The 18,411-nt window shown below is 39.7% G+C and carries 19 protein-coding genes and 1 pseudogene; 13 read left to right on the top strand and 7 right to left on the bottom strand.

What is annotated here, in order from left to right:
- Positions 1–152: 152 nt before the first annotated feature.
- The 4 genes from CRO21_RS15580 (at position 153) to CRO21_RS15595 (ending at position 4,512) form a co-directional block, all read left to right on the top strand.
- The gene (locus CRO21_RS15580) at positions 153–1,271 is read left to right on the top strand and encodes an alpha/beta fold hydrolase (protein WP_097080235.1); all 1,119 of its coding nucleotides are present in this window, start codon (positions 153–155) and stop codon (positions 1,269–1,271) included.
- 227 nt (positions 1,272–1,498) lie between these two features.
- Complete coding sequence (locus CRO21_RS15585; protein WP_097080236.1) at positions 1,499–2,260, top strand: DUF4184 family protein; 762 nt, start codon at positions 1,499–1,501, stop codon at positions 2,258–2,260.
- 104 nt (positions 2,261–2,364) lie between these two features.
- A complete protein-coding gene (gene aspS / locus CRO21_RS15590; protein ID WP_097080237.1) occupies positions 2,365–4,146 on the top strand; it encodes an aspartate--tRNA ligase in 1,782 nt (593 codons plus the stop codon).
- A gap of 132 nt (positions 4,147–4,278) precedes the next feature.
- A complete protein-coding gene (locus CRO21_RS15595) occupies positions 4,279–4,512 on the top strand; it encodes a hypothetical protein (protein ID WP_097080238.1) in 234 nt (77 codons plus the stop codon).
- Here CRO21_RS15595 and CRO21_RS15600 read toward each other — a convergent pair whose 3' ends face one another.
- Positions 4,513–5,262: a phosphodiester glycosidase family protein gene (locus CRO21_RS15600; protein WP_097080239.1), complete on the bottom strand. Its 750-nt coding sequence runs from the start codon at positions 5,260–5,262 to the stop codon at positions 4,513–4,515.
- Positions 5,263–5,328: 66 nt separating this feature from the next.
- Between CRO21_RS15600 and CRO21_RS15605 the strand changes: the two genes are divergently transcribed.
- Positions 5,329–5,658, top strand: a complete 330-nt coding sequence (locus tag CRO21_RS15605) for a hypothetical protein (RefSeq protein ID WP_097080240.1) — start codon at positions 5,329–5,331, stop codon at positions 5,656–5,658.
- A gap of 68 nt (positions 5,659–5,726) precedes the next feature.
- Here CRO21_RS15605 and CRO21_RS15610 read toward each other — a convergent pair whose 3' ends face one another.
- Complete coding sequence (locus CRO21_RS15610) at positions 5,727–6,599, bottom strand: pirin family protein (RefSeq protein ID WP_097080241.1); 873 nt, start codon at positions 6,597–6,599, stop codon at positions 5,727–5,729.
- A 364-nt stretch (positions 6,600–6,963) separates the two neighbouring features.
- Between CRO21_RS15610 and ycaC the strand changes: the two genes are divergently transcribed.
- The 4 genes from ycaC to CRO21_RS15630 all read left to right on the top strand — a co-directional run bounded on the left by ycaC (position 6,964) and on the right by CRO21_RS15630 (position 9,488).
- Positions 6,964–7,590, top strand: coding sequence for an isochorismate family cysteine hydrolase YcaC (gene ycaC / locus CRO21_RS15615; protein WP_097080242.1), 627 nt, complete (start codon positions 6,964–6,966; stop codon positions 7,588–7,590).
- A gap of 59 nt (positions 7,591–7,649) precedes the next feature.
- Positions 7,650–8,579: a LysR substrate-binding domain-containing protein gene (locus CRO21_RS15620; protein WP_097080243.1), complete on the top strand. Its 930-nt coding sequence runs from the start codon at positions 7,650–7,652 to the stop codon at positions 8,577–8,579.
- Positions 8,580–8,696: 117 nt separating this feature from the next.
- A complete protein-coding gene (locus tag CRO21_RS15625; protein ID WP_097080244.1) occupies positions 8,697–8,921 on the top strand; it encodes a PspC domain-containing protein in 225 nt (74 codons plus the stop codon).
- Positions 8,922–9,104: 183 nt separating this feature from the next.
- Positions 9,105–9,488, top strand: coding sequence for a hypothetical protein (locus tag CRO21_RS15630; RefSeq protein WP_097080245.1), 384 nt, complete (start codon positions 9,105–9,107; stop codon positions 9,486–9,488).
- An 84-nt stretch (positions 9,489–9,572) separates the two neighbouring features.
- Here the strand turns inward: CRO21_RS15630 and CRO21_RS15635 are convergent, their stop codons facing one another.
- On the bottom strand, positions 9,573–11,039 hold the full coding sequence (locus tag CRO21_RS15635; RefSeq protein ID WP_097080246.1) for a phospholipase D family protein: 1,467 nt from the start codon (positions 11,037–11,039) through the stop codon (positions 9,573–9,575).
- 330 nt (positions 11,040–11,369) lie between these two features.
- On the opposite strand from CRO21_RS15635, the gene shiA reads away from it, so the two are divergent.
- A complete protein-coding gene (gene shiA / locus CRO21_RS15640; protein ID WP_097080247.1) occupies positions 11,370–12,695 on the top strand; it encodes a shikimate transporter in 1,326 nt (441 codons plus the stop codon).
- An 11-nt stretch (positions 12,696–12,706) separates the two neighbouring features.
- On the opposite strand, the gene fabR is transcribed toward shiA, so the two are convergent.
- Entirely contained in the window at positions 12,707–13,438 is a 732-nt protein-coding gene (gene fabR, locus CRO21_RS15645) for an HTH-type transcriptional repressor FabR (RefSeq protein ID WP_228150468.1), read from the bottom strand.
- 156 nt (positions 13,439–13,594) lie between these two features.
- Between fabR and CRO21_RS15650 the strand changes: the two genes are divergently transcribed.
- The gene (locus tag CRO21_RS15650; RefSeq protein WP_097080249.1) at positions 13,595–14,665 is read left to right on the top strand and encodes a flavin reductase family protein; all 1,071 of its coding nucleotides are present in this window, start codon (positions 13,595–13,597) and stop codon (positions 14,663–14,665) included.
- Between the two features lie 16 nt (positions 14,666–14,681).
- The gene (locus tag CRO21_RS15655; protein WP_097080250.1) at positions 14,682–15,782 is read left to right on the top strand and encodes a fatty acid desaturase family protein; all 1,101 of its coding nucleotides are present in this window, start codon (positions 14,682–14,684) and stop codon (positions 15,780–15,782) included.
- Between the two features lie 76 nt (positions 15,783–15,858).
- On the opposite strand, the gene CRO21_RS15660 is transcribed toward CRO21_RS15655, so the two are convergent.
- Together CRO21_RS15660 and CRO21_RS17755 are read right to left on the bottom strand one after the other, a co-directional pair.
- A complete protein-coding gene (locus tag CRO21_RS15660) occupies positions 15,859–16,089 on the bottom strand; it encodes a hypothetical protein (protein ID WP_097080251.1) in 231 nt (76 codons plus the stop codon).
- A 9-nt stretch (positions 16,090–16,098) separates the two neighbouring features.
- Positions 16,099–16,245, bottom strand: a pseudogene (locus CRO21_RS17755) (excalibur calcium-binding domain-containing protein); the annotation flags it as partial.
- A gap of 227 nt (positions 16,246–16,472) precedes the next feature.
- Between CRO21_RS17755 and CRO21_RS15670 the strand changes: the two are divergent.
- Positions 16,473–16,733, top strand: a complete 261-nt coding sequence (locus tag CRO21_RS15670) for a helix-turn-helix domain-containing protein (protein WP_097080253.1) — start codon at positions 16,473–16,475, stop codon at positions 16,731–16,733.
- Between the two features lie 44 nt (positions 16,734–16,777).
- On the opposite strand, the gene CRO21_RS15675 is transcribed toward CRO21_RS15670, so the two are convergent.
- Entirely contained in the window at positions 16,778–17,986 is a 1,209-nt protein-coding gene (locus CRO21_RS15675; RefSeq protein ID WP_097080254.1) for a hypothetical protein, read from the bottom strand.
- Positions 17,987–18,411: the final 425 nt, after the last annotated feature.

Here is an 18,411-nt window from a genome sequence, read left to right on the forward strand (position 1 = left end):
AGAATTTTCATCCCAGATACACAGCAGTAAAAACATCAAAATTTTTAAAAAGATGGTTTTTGCTTATAAAAATAGATACATATCGATCACTTTTAGAAAGATCATTTTTGTTATAGTGAAATACTAAAAGTGTAATCGGCGAGATCATTAAAATGCTCAAAACAATCGTCAGTCTAGGCGCTTTGACAGCGATTCATTACCAGTATCGCACCATACAAAAGCCCAACGTATATTTTAAAAAAAATTTAGAAAATCTAAATATTTTTAATAACTTATCTGCACTAAAAGAAAAATATGCAGTAACGCCGTGGTTGCTTAATCGGCATGCGCAAATTGTCTATATGACCTTAAAACATAAAATTCGTAGTCATCCTCTGCAATATGCACCGATTGAACAATGTGTCATGCCTGATGGCGCCATCACCGAAATTGCTTGGCTGGGGTATGATCTAGCACCAGATTGTCCGACCATTATCATATTACATACAGTGACTGCCGATACGCAGACCATGGCGGAAATGGTTGAAGACATTTATCGGCAAACCGGCTGGCGCATTGCCTTATGTTTACGTCGTGGTCATACCACGACACCCCAGCCATTTACCCGCATTAATATGATGGGATCTGTACCCGATTTCCAAATTCAGCTCGATTATATTCAAGGCAAGTTCCCAAAATCTCCGCTATATGCAGTAGGCAGTTCTGCTGGTACAGCAGTATTGGCGCGTTATCTCGGTGACGTCGGCAAGAATACCCCTTTAAGGGCAGCGTTCGCCTATTGTCCGGGTTATGATTTAAATGTGGCCTTTGATCGGGTACATCATTTTTATGACTGGTATATGGCCAATCTGATAAAGAAAAAATTTATTCAACCCTATCAACAACAACTACAGCAATATCACGCTCTACAACCTGTGATACACAGTAAACGCCTGCGAGATATTCACAAAGTATTCTTCGAGTTTTCGGGTTTTGACAGTTATGATGCCTATTTAAAGGCATGTAACCCGATTGACGTATTTGCCAATATTGCAATCCCCACCATGATTCTAAATGCAGAAGATGATCCGATCTGTCATATTGATAATGCATGGCAATATCGTGATGTGATCGAAAATAATGCCTCTACAATTTTAGTCACCACCCGGCACGGCAGCCATTGCGGACATTATCAGGGACTTAGACCAAGGTCGTGGGCACATCAACTGATTGCCGATTATTTACGCACCGTCCATGCACAATTTGAAGCATCAACACAACAAAAAGTTTAGTTCCATGTCCAGAAAAAGCATATACCATATGCCATGTTTCAGTTAGACATTAAACAAAAGCTGTTGTTTAGCACAACTCTGTTTTTTCTTCACTGTCTTAAAAGCACACCATACCGCGTGACTATTTAAGCCAATGCACTTAAGATAATCGACAAATTCTGGATCATGCGATTTATGTATTACATCACACCTTCCGCAACAGTTTAGACAATGATTAAGTTTTTATAATGGCATTTACCCTCTCCCACATGGTGGTTGCACCAGCGTTATATCGGATGTTGTGTCATAAAATTCCGCTTGCAAGTATTGCAATTGGTGCCATGACACCCGACTTGCCACGACTGTTTAATTTCCCGGGTAATTTTGCCCATACCATCACCGGTTTATTTACAGTTGATCTGTTGATCGGATTATTGGGCTGCCTACTCTGGTTTGCTCTTTACCGCCCAGTATGTTATCAGCTGTTCAATAAACAATTGCTCTCCTTAAGTAGTCGCTCTTATTTTGATCTGATTTTTTATTGCATCATTGGGGTGCTGATTGGTGGACTAACCCATCTGATCTGGGATGGCTTAACGCACGATGACTTTCGTACCTTTGCCGGTCAGGCATTTTTAGCGCATGTGATTAGCCTACCCTGGCTTAATATTGACATGCCGATTCACCGTATTTTGCAATATCTAACTTCATTTATTGCACTGCCTTTTTTATATTATCTAGTCAAACCTTTACTTGCGGCAAAACCACGCCCTGAATCCTGTCAAACGCCGTCATGGATGCCTTTTCTGTTGATTGCAGGCTGTGGTCTGGTTGGTCTCATCACCAGTATTTATTATCTGCCAACCCTTTCTTATTTCTGGCAACACGACACTTATGGTTTTATTGGCCGATTATTTGTGATTTTTAGCAAGGGCTTTTTACTCAGTTTTAGCCTTTTCGCCATTATTCTCAGGCTTGCTTTTGCCCGCAAACTAAAATCCTGCTTGTGACATGCTTTGCAAAAAGGCATAATTGAGTGTTTTCAAAAGTCAGTCACTCGTGACGATTCACTTTTATCAGATTTTTAAATAATAGACGTTGGACATAGTACGCCATGATGCGAACACATTACTGCGGTTCTTTAACAGAAGCACAAATCGATCAAACAGTAACTTTATGCGGTTGGGTACACCGTCGCCGTGATCATGGCGGTGTAATTTTCCTTGATATGCGAGATCGCGATGGTCTTGTTCAGGTGGTGATCGATCCTGATACGCCAGAAGCATTTGCTACCGCAGATAAGGCACGTTCCGAATTTGTACTTAAAATTACTGGTCGTGTACGCCGCCGTTATGAAGGCACAGAAAATGCCAATATGGTCAGTGGTCAGATTGAAGTTTTGGGCAAAGAGATCGAAGTCCTTGCACAATCAGACACCCCACCATTTCCGCTGAATGACGATACCATTAACGTATCCGAGGAAAATCGCCTGAAATTCCGTTTCCTTGACATTCGTCGCCCGGAAATGCTGGAACGCTTGCGTTTCCGTTCTAAAGTCACCACATTAATCCGTAACTATCTGGATGATCATGGCTTTCTGGATGTTGAAACACCAATTTTAACCCGTGCCACACCTGAAGGCGCACGTGACTATCTGGTGCCAAGTCGTGTATCCAATGGTAGCTTTTATGCCTTGCCACAATCACCACAATTATTTAAACAATTATTGATGGTCGGTGGTGTAGATCGTTATTACCAGATTGCCAAATGTTTCCGTGACGAAGACTTACGTGCCGATCGTCAGCCAGAATTTACCCAGATCGACATTGAAACATCATTCTTAAATGATGATGACATCATGGATCTAATGGAAGGCATGACAGTTAAACTGTTTAACGAATTATTGGGTATCAAATTCGATAGATTCCAGCGTATGCCATATTCAGAAGCCATACGTGATTATGCATCTGATAAGCCGGATCTGCGTATTCCGTTAAAACTGGTTGATGTTGCCGACTTAATGCAGGAAGTGGAATTTAAAGTTTTTGCCGGCCCTGCAAAAGATCCAAAAGGTCGTATCGTTGCTTTACGTGTGCCTGGTGCAGGTGCGCTGCCACGTAGTCAAATTGACGAATACACCAAATTTGTCGGAATTTATGGCGCCAAAGGTCTGGCTTACATCAAAGTCAACGAGCTGGAAAAAGGCATCGAAGGCTTACAATCACCGATTGTTAAATTCATTGAACCGATCGTATTACAATTGCTGGAACGTGTCGGTGCAGAAAATGGCGATATCGTATTCTTTGGTGCAGATAAAGCCAAAGTAGTGAACGATGCCATGGGTGCTTTACGTGTCAAGATCGGTCATGACCTGAAACTTGCAACCAAAGAATGGGCACCACTTTGGGTGGTCGATTTCCCAATGTTTGAAGAAACTGATGATGGCAAATGGACATCAGTTCACCATCCATTCACCTTGCCAAAATCCAGCGTTGAAGATGTGAAAAATAATCCGGGCGAAGCCTTATCAGTTGCATACGATATGGTGCTGAACGGTACAGAAATCGGTGGTGGTTCACTGCGGATTTATACGTTGGAAATGCAAAAAGCCATCTTTGAAGCCTTGGGTATTTCCGAAGAAGAAGCCGAAGAAAAATTCAGCTTCCTGTTAAATGCCCTACGTTACGGTGCGCCTCCACACGGTGGCCTAGCATTTGGTCTCGATCGTCTGATTATGTTAATGACAGGTGCATCATCAATTCGTGATGTGATTGCTTTCCCGAAAACCAAAACTGCTGAATGTCCGTTAACACAGGCACCTGCACCAGTAGAAGCCAATCAACTGCGTGATCTGGGTATTCGCTTACGTGAACAGCCAAAGAAAGAAGCTGAATAATTTGATTGAAGTATTTTAAAAATATGAAAAGCTCTGCACATGCAGGGCTTTTTATTTGATATTGGTTTTCATTTGCCAAAAATGGCATAATATACACTATTCAGTGATTAATCTTTATTTAGGTATTCAACTATGGCTATGCGTCGTGATGTAAAACGTCATTCTATTGTGATCATCGTGTTTGCTTTGGTACAATGGGCTATTGTCATGGCAGCATTGAATTTCAACTGGTGGCACCTTGATCAAAATGGCCGTATCCTGACATTCTGTTTCAGTGTTTTTGGTGGTGCATGGTTATTGATGTGTGCCATTTTATATATGGTCATTAAAGGGCGTGATCATTCCAAGGAAGACAACGCAAAATAATCATTTACAGTGTGATTGAACCACGCCAAGCATGGGACCGAGTTTAGCCCTTTGCGTAGTATGTTTTAAATGCGGTGAATATAGACTTGAAATCGTCCCGTCCAGATATAATGCTTGGTCAATCCCCAACCCTGTTTTAAAAAACTGGGCAAACTGATAGAAACTCACCCGTTCATCACTGATGACAAAATACAATGTACCATCTTTTAATCCGACACCATTGCGAATTTTTTTAGAGCTTGAATCTACAATAAACTGTGGATGAATCTTGCCATCAATCACCAGCATCGGGCCTGACTGCGTGGCATAATCGGCATTAAAATGTTGTGCCTGCCATTGTTCGCTGGTTAAAATCACAGCCTCTTGCTGATTCCATGCCAATACGCCATTCGGCTTTAAAAAAAAGTTCCCAAAGCCTGTCGATTGATTCAATGGATTGAGCTGTTGCTGTTTTTCAATATATAAACCAACGGGTGAAAATCCCGCATGAAACATGCCTGCATTCATGGCAAAATCTAACTGCTCACAGGATTTAAGCTGTTGCTGCCATGCTGCAAAAGAAGAAAGAGGTCGTTGTTTGCCATCATATAACGCCAAACGTAACTGACTCAGATCGGATAATTGATAAACGGTATAGGACTGTTGTTGAAAATGATCATGCTGAATCGCAGCATGCGCCTGCGTTCCACCACTCAACACGATAGCACTGATCAAACACAAGATAGAGATTAAAAATCGATAGCTTCGCATAATATGACTTATTTTTGATTTATGACTACAATACCATGCATGAATAACAGATTAACGTGAATATCGATGAATAAAAAATATGGCGTCATTGCTCTGACTGGAATTGCCCTGTTAATCACTGCCTGTAGTCGGGAACCCAATCAACAGGAATTACAGACCTTATATCAGGCAAAAGTAAACCACACCAATCAACTTGCCAGTAAAATCATGCAACAAAAAGGCGAGATCATTGAAGTCAAATCATTTGAAAAAATTGACTGCAACGCAATTGAGCAAAGTAAAGATTATCAATGTCGAGCCAAGGTCACGCTATCCTTGCCATTTTTAGGAGAACAACAAAATACTGCCGATCTTCGGGTTAGCAAAGGAGAAAATGGCTGGGTTATCATTGATTAGCAGATATCCGATAAACAAAAAAGCCTTTACTCCCTAAAGAATAAAGGCTTCCAAAACCGAACAACTGATTAAGCAACCGGAATCTCACCAAATTTTCCGGCATTAAAATCATCAAATGCCTGAATAATTTCCTGTTTGCTATTCATCACAAATGGACCATAACCCTGAATCGGTTCATTTAATGGCTCACCGCTAAGCACCAAGAATTTGGCGTCTTCAAGTGCTTTGACCTGAAAATCTGCTTCACCATCATGTGCAAAAATCACAATGGAATGGTCACCTACTTTTTGTGTGTCATTGACCAGCACTTGTCCGGACAATACCACCAGTAAGGCATTGTGTGTAACAGGAACAAAGAAATGTTGCTGATGTCCTGCTTTTAGCACGCCATCCCACATATTGACTGGTGTAAATGTGGTTGCAGTGCCTTTGGTCTGTTCATATTCACCAGCGATAACACGTAAATAACTGCCTGCATCATCCAACTCAACTCGCGCAATATCCTGCGCGGCAATGGTTTGATATTTTGGTGCAGTCATTTTGGCATGACTCGGTAGATTGACCCAGAGTTGTACCATTTCAAAGGTTCCCCCTTTACGGGAAAAATCTTCGGAATGAAACTCCTCATGAACAAGGCCACCTGCCGCAGTCATCCACTGTACATCGCCAGTTTTGATGGTGCCACCACCACCGCTTGAGTCTTTATGCGTAACCTCACCCTGATAGGCGAGTGTGACTGTTTCAAAACCACGATGCGGATGGCTACCAACACCACGCTGGGCTGTCGTCGCTTTAAAATCATAAGGTGCTGCATAATCCAGAAGTAAAAAAGGGCTGATTGCCTGACCTAAACGATCATAACTAAATAAACTTCTGACATGAAAACCATCACCCACCCAATGCGATTGATCGGTTTTTAACACACCCACTATTTTTTTCATTTGGGTTCTCCAACTTTTGTCTATGTTTGACAGTTTAAACTGACCCAATTTATAAATAAATAGATAAAAAAGTACACTTTATCCCATTATTAGGACAATAGTATAAAACCAATAACCCCGCTATCCTCTCATCATTCTATTATGTTTATAAAACCTGCTATCTTAAAAATTTATATTTAATTTCATTAAGTTATGACAACACATACCTCAATTTAAAGACGTGAAATCTATCATTTTTATAATCCTATTTATGCAAAAGTCTATCTCACCAGAACTATTTTTAAAAATTTCTTCTCATTCTAAGCTGAATAGCAACTAAACCTTCTGTTTGGTTAATTCATTAGAGAGAAAGAGGATTTATACAATGACTAAACCCTACATCCGCTTAGACAAAAACGATGCAGCTGTGCTGTTAGTCGATCATCAAACTGGCTTATTATCACTGGTACGTGATATTGATCCGGACAAATTTAAAAATAATGTGCTTGCGCTTGCTGCCGCAGCAAAATATTTCAACCTTCCAACGATTCTAACCACAAGTTTTGAAGATGGCCCGAATGGTCCGCTTGTTCCCGAACTCAAAGAACTTTTCCCTGATGCACCCTACATTGCTCGTCCGGGACAAATTAATGCATGGGACAATGAGGATTTTGTTAAGGCAGTCAAAGCAACAGGAAAAAAACAACTGATCATTGCCGGTGTGGTCACCGAAGTCTGTGTCACCTTCCCAACCTTATCTGCACTGGCAGAAGATTTTGAGGTTTTTGTCGTCACAGATGCATCGGGTACATTTAATCATTTAACCCGGGATGCGGCATGGGACCGCATGTCACAGGCTGGTGCACAGCTCATGACCTGGTTTGGTACAGCATGTGAATTACATCGTGACTGGCGCAATGATATCGAAGGGTTGGGGACATTATTTTCCAATCATATTCCGGATTATCGCAATCTCATCAATAGCTTTAATCAAAATAGCCAACAAAAATAGCACAAATCAGCTAACATTAGTATGGTTAATCCATACTAATGCAGCTCAAGATCATGTCAATGCACTCCCTAGATGACTATTATTATTTTTATTTGGTGGTAAAACATGGTGGGTTTTCTGCGGCAAGTGAAGCAACCCAAATCACCAAATCGAAGTTGAGCCGCCGTATTGTCGAGCTGGAAGAAAAATTTCAAGTTAATCTCATTCAACGTTCTACACGTCATTTTAAAGTCACGCCTTTAGGTCAACTTTTTTTTGAAGAATGCTGTAAGGTCATTGCTCAAGTCGAATGTGCCGAAAATGTTTTACTAGAACAAAAAAGTGAACCACAAGGCTTGGTACGCATTAGCTGTCCTGAAGTGATGATGCATTTCCAGATTCGGGACATTTTGAACCAATTTTTAAAACAATATCCAAAAGTAGAGCTGGAACTCGAACTCACCAGTCGCCGTGTAGATATTCTTCACGACAATATTGATTTGGCCATTCGTACCAATTTTGCAGAAAATGAAAATTCCAGTTTAATTGTTCGTGATGTCGTGAAAACGCCCCATTGTCTGGTTGCCAGCCCGCAGATTATTGGCTCACGCCAAATTGATACATTTGAGGATTTAAAACAATTCCCGGCCATTGTCCTCGGCACGCAAAAAACAGCATATACATGGACGATGACTCATCTTTCAACCGGAGAAATCCAGGATATTCCAATCCACCCCCGTATTAAAAGCAATGATCTATCCGGTGTCTATTATGCTGTCAAAGATGGTCTGGGCATTGCAGATTTACCCTATCTGACCGTAGAAGCAGATATTCAATCCGGACAGTTAATCCACCTCTTTCCAGCATGGCAATCCAATATTGGTACAGTACAATTGGTTTATGCTTCACGTAAGGGGCAGCGTCTGGTCATGGAAAAACTAATTCAGACACTGATTGATGGTTTAAGAACTATTGCAAAACAACAGCTGGGCTATTACACCCAATTATAAAGACTCGATATTACACAACATTACAATAATCTGGTGCTGCAAAGATTGAAGCAGACAAAGTTGTCCCCAAATATAAATCATACCGATTAATGATCTACTGAGGAGAACAATCTGATCATGGCAAATCAAGGTCTATGTCGCTCAAACCAACGTCGCATGATTGCTGGTGTGATGGGAGGTATCGCTGAACGCTTTGGTTGGAACGCAACTTTATTACGCATTATTTTTGTGATCGTTTCAGTCATGAGTGCAGCATTTCCCGGTATTCTGGTTTATCTGGTGTTATGGCTACTGATTCCCAAACAAAACCGTGAACAAAAAACCTTGCGCACAGTCAATTAAGCTGTTTTTTAAAGCATTTCTTCCATCTAAATTAAAAATTTTTTAACTCTTTTACCCTTTAAGCTACGATCTCCCCCAAGGTCGTAGCTTTTTTTTATCGTTTTTTTCTGACGTTTATCTCAAATTATCTTTGCGCCAGCCCTTTTATTAGGAATAATAGCTAACAAATGCTAAAGAGAAATAATGACGATGGCTATTTTCTTATTACTGCTGCTGGCCTTTGTTGCTTTTGCAGTATATCGCTATAAAAAATATCAAAAACAACGTGATATTGAAGAGATGGCAGCAGAAGCACAGGCCTATGTCAGTGCAGAAGTGGTGGTGCTATTACAACGCTATAAAGCCCTCATGGCACAAAGTGCCTTGAGCCCCTATGATGCTGTGCGCTTACAAAAAAATCTGAATAATCTCACCGAAAACTTACTCTGCCATACCGACAGTCAAGCCAGTGTACGGGAATATCTGGCATTGGCAAAACAGGATATTGCATTGATTAAAATCAAGCTGGATCAAGTCACCGAACAAAATCATCATCATTCAGACAATGCCTTTGATGTTCTAAAATGAAAATGGTGCGCTAGGCACCATTTTTCATGTGAGGGCATCGATTAGAAATATTACGATCTAATCTTAAACAGGCTATCATTCATATTAGAAAGTGGACAAACCAGACCATTCCATAAAACGATATAACCAGTATTTTAAGCGCGATTCATCCTGATATTCGCTGTAATCCACTGTCATATTTTTCTCTGGGGTATTACGCCATACCGTTTCAAAATATTGTTGCGCATCCACCAGCGCAGGATAACTGGCTTTACCGGTGACAGAAATATTGGTTTCCAGATTGTAGTTCTTCAAATTACGGGCAGTATAGTTTGCAGATCCCAATATTACCTGCTTGGTATCGTCTGCTCGGGATAAAATCAATAATTTGCTATGACATTGTTCGCCATGGGTTAAACACCAACGTACATCAACCTTGGCCTGATGTAATTCCCAAGCCACCTGCCGATTTGGAATACCATTTTTCTGCCGACCAAAAGCATCCTTATTCGGATCAAGCACAACTCGAACCTGTACACCACGTGCCTGTGCAGCCTTAATAGCCTCAATAATCTGACGTTCAGACAAATAGAACATCATCAGATCCAGTTGCTCTCCCGATTTTAAGCTATTAATACTTTGCAGAATCTCATCATAAATTGCTTTTTCGGTCAGGATTTGTGCTTGTGCTAATGTTGTATCTGGACCAGGTTCGGCCATCACCACCATGGGTACATCGCCTTGAGAAAATTTTGCCACTGTGCGTTCACTGTCAAGTACATCTGTTGCCAGCTTGCCTTGCACAATCATTGCCACATTACTGTGTTGAGAACTGCCATCATGTGGATTGGCTGAAGAAATTAATGCCTTCCAGCCTTGCAAAGTATCCACCACCAGTGTTTTACGATGATTTGCCTTAAAATTTAATAATTCGAGATAACTACGCAAAGTGACATTGCCTTCACCTAAAGGATTGGGTAACCAGCCCCCTTGTGGATTATTGCCCACCTGCTGACAGCACATATACCAGAATCCTGACCATACCGGATTGGATGCTCTTAACGGTCTAAGGTCGGTAAAGATGACATCTATCCCATTTTTTTGTAATTGATGAAAATTGTCAGCGCTTATCCCACCATAGACTGTATTGATCGGATCGCTAATCACTTTAATTTCAATCTGTGGATTTAAGGCTTTTTTCTGTAATAGGGCCTGAGTTAATTGTTCTGATAAAGGCTGATGTTTGACATTGGATTTTCCGACTGAATCATTAAACAGAAACATATCCAGAACAATCGTGGTCTGCGCCTGATCAATCAGGGTTAAAACAGCAGCAAAAATCTGTTGTTCATTCTGTACCTGTCCACTGGCATTTAAAAAGGTTTGGTCACCCAAAAACTCTACTGCACTGGGACGACTCGGACTTTTATAATTTAATCCTTTGGGTAAAGGCTTATACACCTGATAAATTGCCGAAGCAACATAAGTCAAAAACAGGACCACCGCAATGACTGCGAGATATCTTTTGGCTGACCAATTAAGTTTTTGTTGAATTCGCTGAAAAATACGCATAACAATTGCCCCGGAGTTTGGCTAAGGCTACCAATTTTTCAAGTCGGAACTCAATATCTTTTTTGCAATAAAGTGATGTATTGCGTTGACTTATACCCAAGCTAAATAGATATTCTTATAGAAACAAGACTAAAAATTAGACAATTAATCCAATTTCAATCTGAATATGTCGCGCTTAAATCTATTATTGATTAAGCTATGTGCGCTTAAATAAACAATGTGTCGTTTAGATGAACGCCACCCCTCATTTTTTAATTTTTTCTTGCTGCGTATGCGCTATTTTCCATCACAACATGCAAGACAACTTTTATGTTTAGCATGGTGCATGACATGACCTCTTCTTTCGCATCACAACCCGCCCCATTTAATGAAAAGCGAGCCCGCAAAGCCGCGCTCAGTAGCTTCATCGGTGCTGTCGTTGATTGGTACGACTTTCTACTTTACGGTATTGTTGCGGCCCTAGTCTTTAAAGATCAATTTTTTCCCAGTGTCAGTCCAACCATGGGCACCCTTGCTGCTTTTGCAACCTTTGGTGTGGGCTTCTTATTCCGGCCATTAGGCGGCGTTGTGTTTGGACATTTTGGTGACAAAATCGGTCGTAAGAAAATGCTCTTTCTCACTGTCTTTCTGATGGGTGCAGCAACAGTCATGATTGGACTTTTGCCTAATTTTGCCCAAATCGGCTGGTGGGCACCTGTTTTACTGGTTACACTCAGAGCAATTCAAGGCTTTGCTGTTGGAGGTGAATGGGGCGGTGCAGCACTGATGGCGGTGGAAAATGCGCCTGAACACAAGAAAGCATTTTATAGCAGTGGTGTACAGATCGGGTATGGTGTCGGTTTAATGCTGGCCTCTGGTATTGTCTCCTTAACGATCATGTCACTGGGACAAGATACGTTTAATGAATGGGGCTGGCGTATTCCATTTCTCGTGAGTATCGTATTAGTGGGTATTGCTCTATGGATTCGTAACGATCAGGAAGAATCATCAGAGTTTCTACAACAGGCTAAAAAATCAGTACAGCAGCAAGAAACTTTACCGATCATTCAAGCTATCAAGAACAGCCCAAAAGGTTTTTTCTTTATCATCGCCTTACGCCTTGCCGAGTTACTCACCATGTATCTGGTGACCACATTTGCCTTAAATTATTCGACACAAAATCTACATATGTCTTCACAGATATTTCTCAATATCTCGCTGATGGTCGGTGCAATCAGTTGCTTTTCCATTCCCTTTTTTGCCATGATGGCAGATCGCTTTGGACGCCGCCGCATGTGTATTTTTGGTGGTTTAATTGGTGCACTTGCCGCATTTCCTTTTTTCATTGCCTTACAAAGCGGTTCTTTGTTCTGGATTGTGATTTTGTCAATTTTATTGGCCAATCTGGCACATGATATGGTGGTCAGTGTACATCAACCGATTTTTACCGAATTATTTGGTGCCGAATATCGTTATAGCGGTGCAGGTGTCGGTTATCAGATTGCCAGTATTGTCGGTGGTGGCTTCACACCGTTCATTGCGTCTGCACTGATTGCCATTGCTGGCGGCCACTGGATTTTGGTGGCAATTTACCTCACTGTTGGCTGTTTACTGACTGCCATCGTCGCCAGCAAAATGAAAGCACATGTCAATGAGCCATCCCATCTAAAATCTTAAATAGTCTATTTTTAGGGCGTGATTTTAACAAATCGCTCCCCACTGGGTTCAGGCTGATCAGTAATATGTCTGGCCCCCTCCATAATCATCCGAATCATGATCATGGTTTCTTCCGCCACAATTTGACGTTCATCTGAAGGTAGATCAAGCACTTTTGCACCCATATTAAACACCAATTGGGTAATGGCTTTGGCCACCAGATCGGGACGATGTAAAGGTTTACGACGTAAATAACCAATACGAATCAAATCTTCCTGCAATTCTTGCTGAAAATAACTCAACTGCCGTTCCACCGCTTTTTTATAAGAGGCTGATCCGGTATAACCTTCGCGTAATAATAGGCTTAAATTACCATCATCGGCATCCAGCTGTTGCAAGAAAATTTCAATTGAACTGCGAATCACACTGGTATTTCTTGATGCCCGTAACCGTGCTTCACGAATAATCTGGCGCAAGACTTCCCCAGCCCGATCAATTAATGCAATCGCAAGTTCATCTACATCCTTGAAATGCCGATAAAAACTATTTGGTGCGATTCCGGCCTCACGCGCAACCTCACGCAAACTCAAAGATGAAATACTTTTTTCCGACCCGATCAAATTTAAAGTGGCCTGAAATAATTCCTGTTGGGTAATGGTGGCTTTGCGTCCTGCGTGACGAGATACAGGTTTTTCCTGATACTCAATATTTTCAATCTGTTGCGGCGTTAAGTCTGCTTGTTTTGATAACGTCGTCATACATATCAACCATGTTTAATTTTCCTGATTATAGCCTTAGCGAGAGACAACAAGAAAGCTTAATCCAAAATAACGTAACGATTTGTTGAACAGACCAACTAAAATATATACATTCATATATACAAGTGTATAATAATTAAAAACCATGATAGAGATGCTGCTATGTTGACATTTCAAAGCAAAAATCCTTTTTTAGATTTACTCTCCCAAAGTATCTATGATGCTCAGGCAATTAATTTTTGGCTAAAAAAAATCAATCCCCTCTGGTCAACCGAGCAAATCCTCGGAAAAATTGTTGAAAAAACAAAGCCTGCTGACAATATTGTCAGTTTAAAAATCCGCTGCAATCAACGTATGCAGTTTGGCAAAGCAGGACAACACCATCCCGTGACTGTTGAAATTGATGGCCGTCGCTATGAACGTAACTATAGTTTGACGCAACTTGATCAACAACATGTTTTATTAACCTTAAAAAAAGTTGAAAACGGTATTGTCAGTAGCTGGTTTTGCGATACAGCCAAAATTGGTGATGTGGTCGAATTTGGATTACCTTATGGCGAGATGTTATTAGAACAACAAAACCATAAAGAGATCGTTATTCTGGCCGCAGGCAGTGGCATTACACCCATGTACAGTATGCTTTATGCACTGGTACAACAACAGAAATTGAATGATTACAACATTCGTTTGATGTACTGGGCACAGCACCATCAAGAATTAATCTTTCAATCAGAGTTCGCAGCATGGCAGGCACAATATCCGAATTTTAAATTTGAAACTTTTGTTACTCAGGAACAGCCGCATGATTTACGCCTAAATGCCGATCATCTTCAATCAATTGAACTTCTTAGTGAAAAAACCGTATTTGCTTGTGGTTCATCTGGTTTTGTCAATCAGGCAAAACTGTTATGTCAAGAAGCCAAGTACTTTCAAGCGGAAGCATTTAGTCTGGCACCGATATCAACTGATGAAACAGGATTTATTCAAGTTACCTTAACGCAATCCAATAAAACTGTCAGTATTGCCAAGGGACAACCGATATTACAGGGTCTGGAACAGGCGCAAGTCAAACCGACCCATGGTTGCCGCATGGGCATTTGCAACAAATGTGCCTGTAAAAAAGTTGAAGGCTCTACCCGAAATCTGAATGACAGTTCGGAAAATCATGAACCCAACCAAAACTTACGCATTTGTGTCAATAGCGCCAAAAGCGACCTTATTCTAGATTTATAAAAATTGGGAGAATCCGATGAACATGCAAGTCAAAACCCAGTATTTCACCAACCCCAAAAATCGTAATCTGTCTCAAATAGAGTTAGATGCCCTAGCGCAGGAACTTGATGCGATTAAACAGGAAGTTGTCGACGATCTCGGTGAAAAAGATGCCCGATATATCCGCCGTGTCTATGCCACCGTTCGTTATACCAGTATTGCAGGACGAGCCTGCTTAATGGCAGGCTGGTTTCCACCAACCTGGTTACTCGGTACCACCCTACTTGGCGTATCCAAAATTCTGGAAAATATGGAAGTCGGACATAATGTCATGCACGGACAATATGACTGGATGAATGATCCAAAATTCAAAGGCCAAACCTACGAATGGGAAAATGTTGGCACTGGTGATAACTGGCGACAAACTCACAATTTCAAGCATCATACCTATACCAACATTAAAGGCATGGATGATGATATCGGCTATGGTCTGGTACGTCTTTTCCCAGAACAACGCTGGAAAGCCGGCTACCTGTTACAACCACTGTACTGTGTACCATTTTGCCTACTATTCCAGTGGGGTGTGGCGATCCAGAACCTTGAACTGGGACGGGTAGCAATTGGCCGTAAGACCACTAAACAATTGTGGCAGGAATGGAAACCGGTACAGAAAAAAGCAGCTAAAATGCTACTCAAGGATTATGCATTTTTCCCCCTGCTGGCATTACCTTTAGGTACTGCGCTACCTGTACTGGCTGGTAATGTTGTTGCCAATGGCATTCGTAATGTCTGGACCTTTAGTATTATTTTCTGTGGTCATTTTACCAAGGATGTTGAAGTCTTTCCAAAAACTGTGCTTCAAAATGAAAGCAAAGGTCATTGGTATATGCGTCAAATCCGTGGCTCATCAAATTTAACCGGATCAGAAGCGTTCCATATCTTAACCGGCCATCTCAGCCATCAGATTGAACATCATCTGTTCCCGGAAGTTCCAGCACGTCGTTATCGCAAAATGGCACCAAAAGTAGAAGCTGTATGTAAAAAATATGGTTTAAACTACAACAATGCCAGCCTGTTTAAACAATATGGTCAAGTCATTGGACGTATTTTTAAATATGCGTTGCCGTTTAAGAAATAATCGAACAACCTCACAAATTTAGCCTAATTTTAGGCTAAATTTGCTTTAGCTATCTCGTCTTCAAATATCAGATCTATTATAATTTCCCACCCATCATTGATCCTAGAAATATCACCGCCATACCTACCAACTGTAAGAAAAACGGATTTTTTGCCACATTCCAATGTAAGATTAAAAATATCAGAGATACAGGTGCAAGCAATAAACAAGCTAATCCCCATAAAATATTTGTTTTAAATGCTGTAATTAAAAAACCAATTCCACCAATCACAAAAATAATCAAACCCAAATAAACTAAAAAAGTCATATTGTTGTCCTATTTACACCACTGTTTTTCACAAGGAATACCATCATTATTACCATCCATTTTTGTCCCCGGACAGTTCCGTAAAAAATACGTTGCTTCAGCACAAGAAGTCATTTGTGAACAATGTTGTCGTCCATCACAACTAAATGATGAAGTTGCAACCACAGCTTGGACTTGTTGATTTTCACTATCCTTTTGTAAAGCAGTAGAATAAGAATATTCAGCAGAATCATTTACCTGCTCTACATTATTTATTTGATAATGATCTTTTGCATACCATGCAGCAATCAACATTATCACTATTATCAATAATTTCTGCATAAATTCTATACATATTAGCACCCAAAACAGGTGCATTATAATCTGAACCTAAAATCGGTGCAATGAGTAACCTAAAATTATCCGTTCATGCACCACAGCATGTCTGGCTTCGACAACTTCTAATTCAACGCAGACTAGAGCTAGGGCTTTCCCAACGTTCATTAGCGATGCGTTTAGGCGTAATTTATTCATTTATAGGTAAAGTGGAAACTGGTGATCGGCGATTAGATTTGTTTGAATTAATAAGTTATTGTAATGCTTTAGAATTAGATCCCATTGATATTTTAAAACAAATTCAAAAAAATTTTTATACAATTTTATAATCACAATCCCCCAATAAAATATCAGAGGATTGTCCCTCATATCTTTACTTGATATTATTTAATATCTCTTGTACTCGTTGCAATGCATATCTTTGATCTTCATCATTTAATTTAGCCAAATGAATTTCATGTTGTATTGCCCCTCTCCCAACTACTTCTAATGGACCATAATCATCGTAAGGTTCACCCGTGTAGGCATTAATCGCATGATAATCATCTTGCGTAAAATCCTCACCCAATGCTTGTGCAACATAAATATAAACCCATGCTTCAATGTCGTCTTGAAACAATTTATTATATAATAAATAATCTATTGCCTTTATATCACCTTGATTTGCCAAATATTTTAACTGAACCTTGGTAATTTCAGTTTGATCAAAATTTACTTCACTTATATTTAGTGGAGAGTTTTCAATCATCTTTTGATATTGTTGACTAAGTCTGACCAAATCATCAAACTTTTTCCTATTTAATTTCGCTTGAGTTGTATTGGTATATCGCATTTTCTGATTATCCCAAACAGCACCAAAATTCGACCCCTCTCCTCCATAAGGTGCAATTTGATTGGCTAAATACAAATAATATTTTGCGATAATTGCAATAGCATCTTTATTACCTAACGCTGCAAATTTATTTAAGCCTTCTAAATTTTGCTGAATGACTGTAAAACTAAAATATTCACCATTGTTACATTCTATTAAATATTCATCGCCATATTCAGTAAAAGACTCAATATCATCATCTAATAAACCATTCTCAAAATCAAAGTTACTCAAAGCCTCTCGAACTGATTTTAGATTCATATAAAAAAAATTTAAAAACAGAAACTCTCGATAAATCACCTTAACAAGATCAAATAAAAAAACCTTTGATTGTTTTTCACCAGATAAACTGTTTAATCTTGTGATTAACCTTTGAATATTATATAAAAATTCTCGTCCTTCATAATCATCCCAATGCAAAACATCATCATTCTCCCAATCATCACCAGAATCATCCGTTGTAGGTAGATCTTTTAAAATATTTAAAGTTAATGCATTGAGTAATTTATGCTGATAATATTGTTGTGAATTATCATAACTCACATTAATCAACAAATTTTGTCCTAAAAAACCATTATAAGATTGATAACCTTCATAACACGCTAATAACTCATAAATATGAGAACGTGATAGATTAAAGTTACATTCTGATTGAATCAGCTTGGCTGTATTGTAAGCAAATTGCTTCAAGCTAGTCTGTGAAGTCGTCATAACTTTCCCTCATCTTCAATCCATTATTTTTGGTTTATGCTATCTATGCATAAAAAATGTTCATTAAGTTCAATGACGCATGTTTAAACAGACTTATGAACCAAACCAAAACGGATTGATATGTTAGAAAATTTAACGATTAGTGGTACTGTATAAAATATACAATCTAACAGTATAAAATAACCCTTTTTTACTCATGCGTAAGTATGGTAGGCGACCTTATATAAAATTTATCAAAATATTTATTAACTTGCAATAATCTTTAATGGATTAATACTTTAATTTTCAGATTATATTATATTTAAAATCACGACTAATTCTTATATTCCTCCCCATAAAAAAACCCCCAAGCATCAGCTTGGGGGTTTTGAATTAATGAGCTGGCGATGACTTACTCTCACATGGGTAACCCCACACTACCATCA

This window comes from Acinetobacter puyangensis, assembly GCF_900096995.1.
Classification (GTDB): Bacteria; Pseudomonadota; Gammaproteobacteria; order Pseudomonadales; family Moraxellaceae; genus Acinetobacter; species Acinetobacter puyangensis.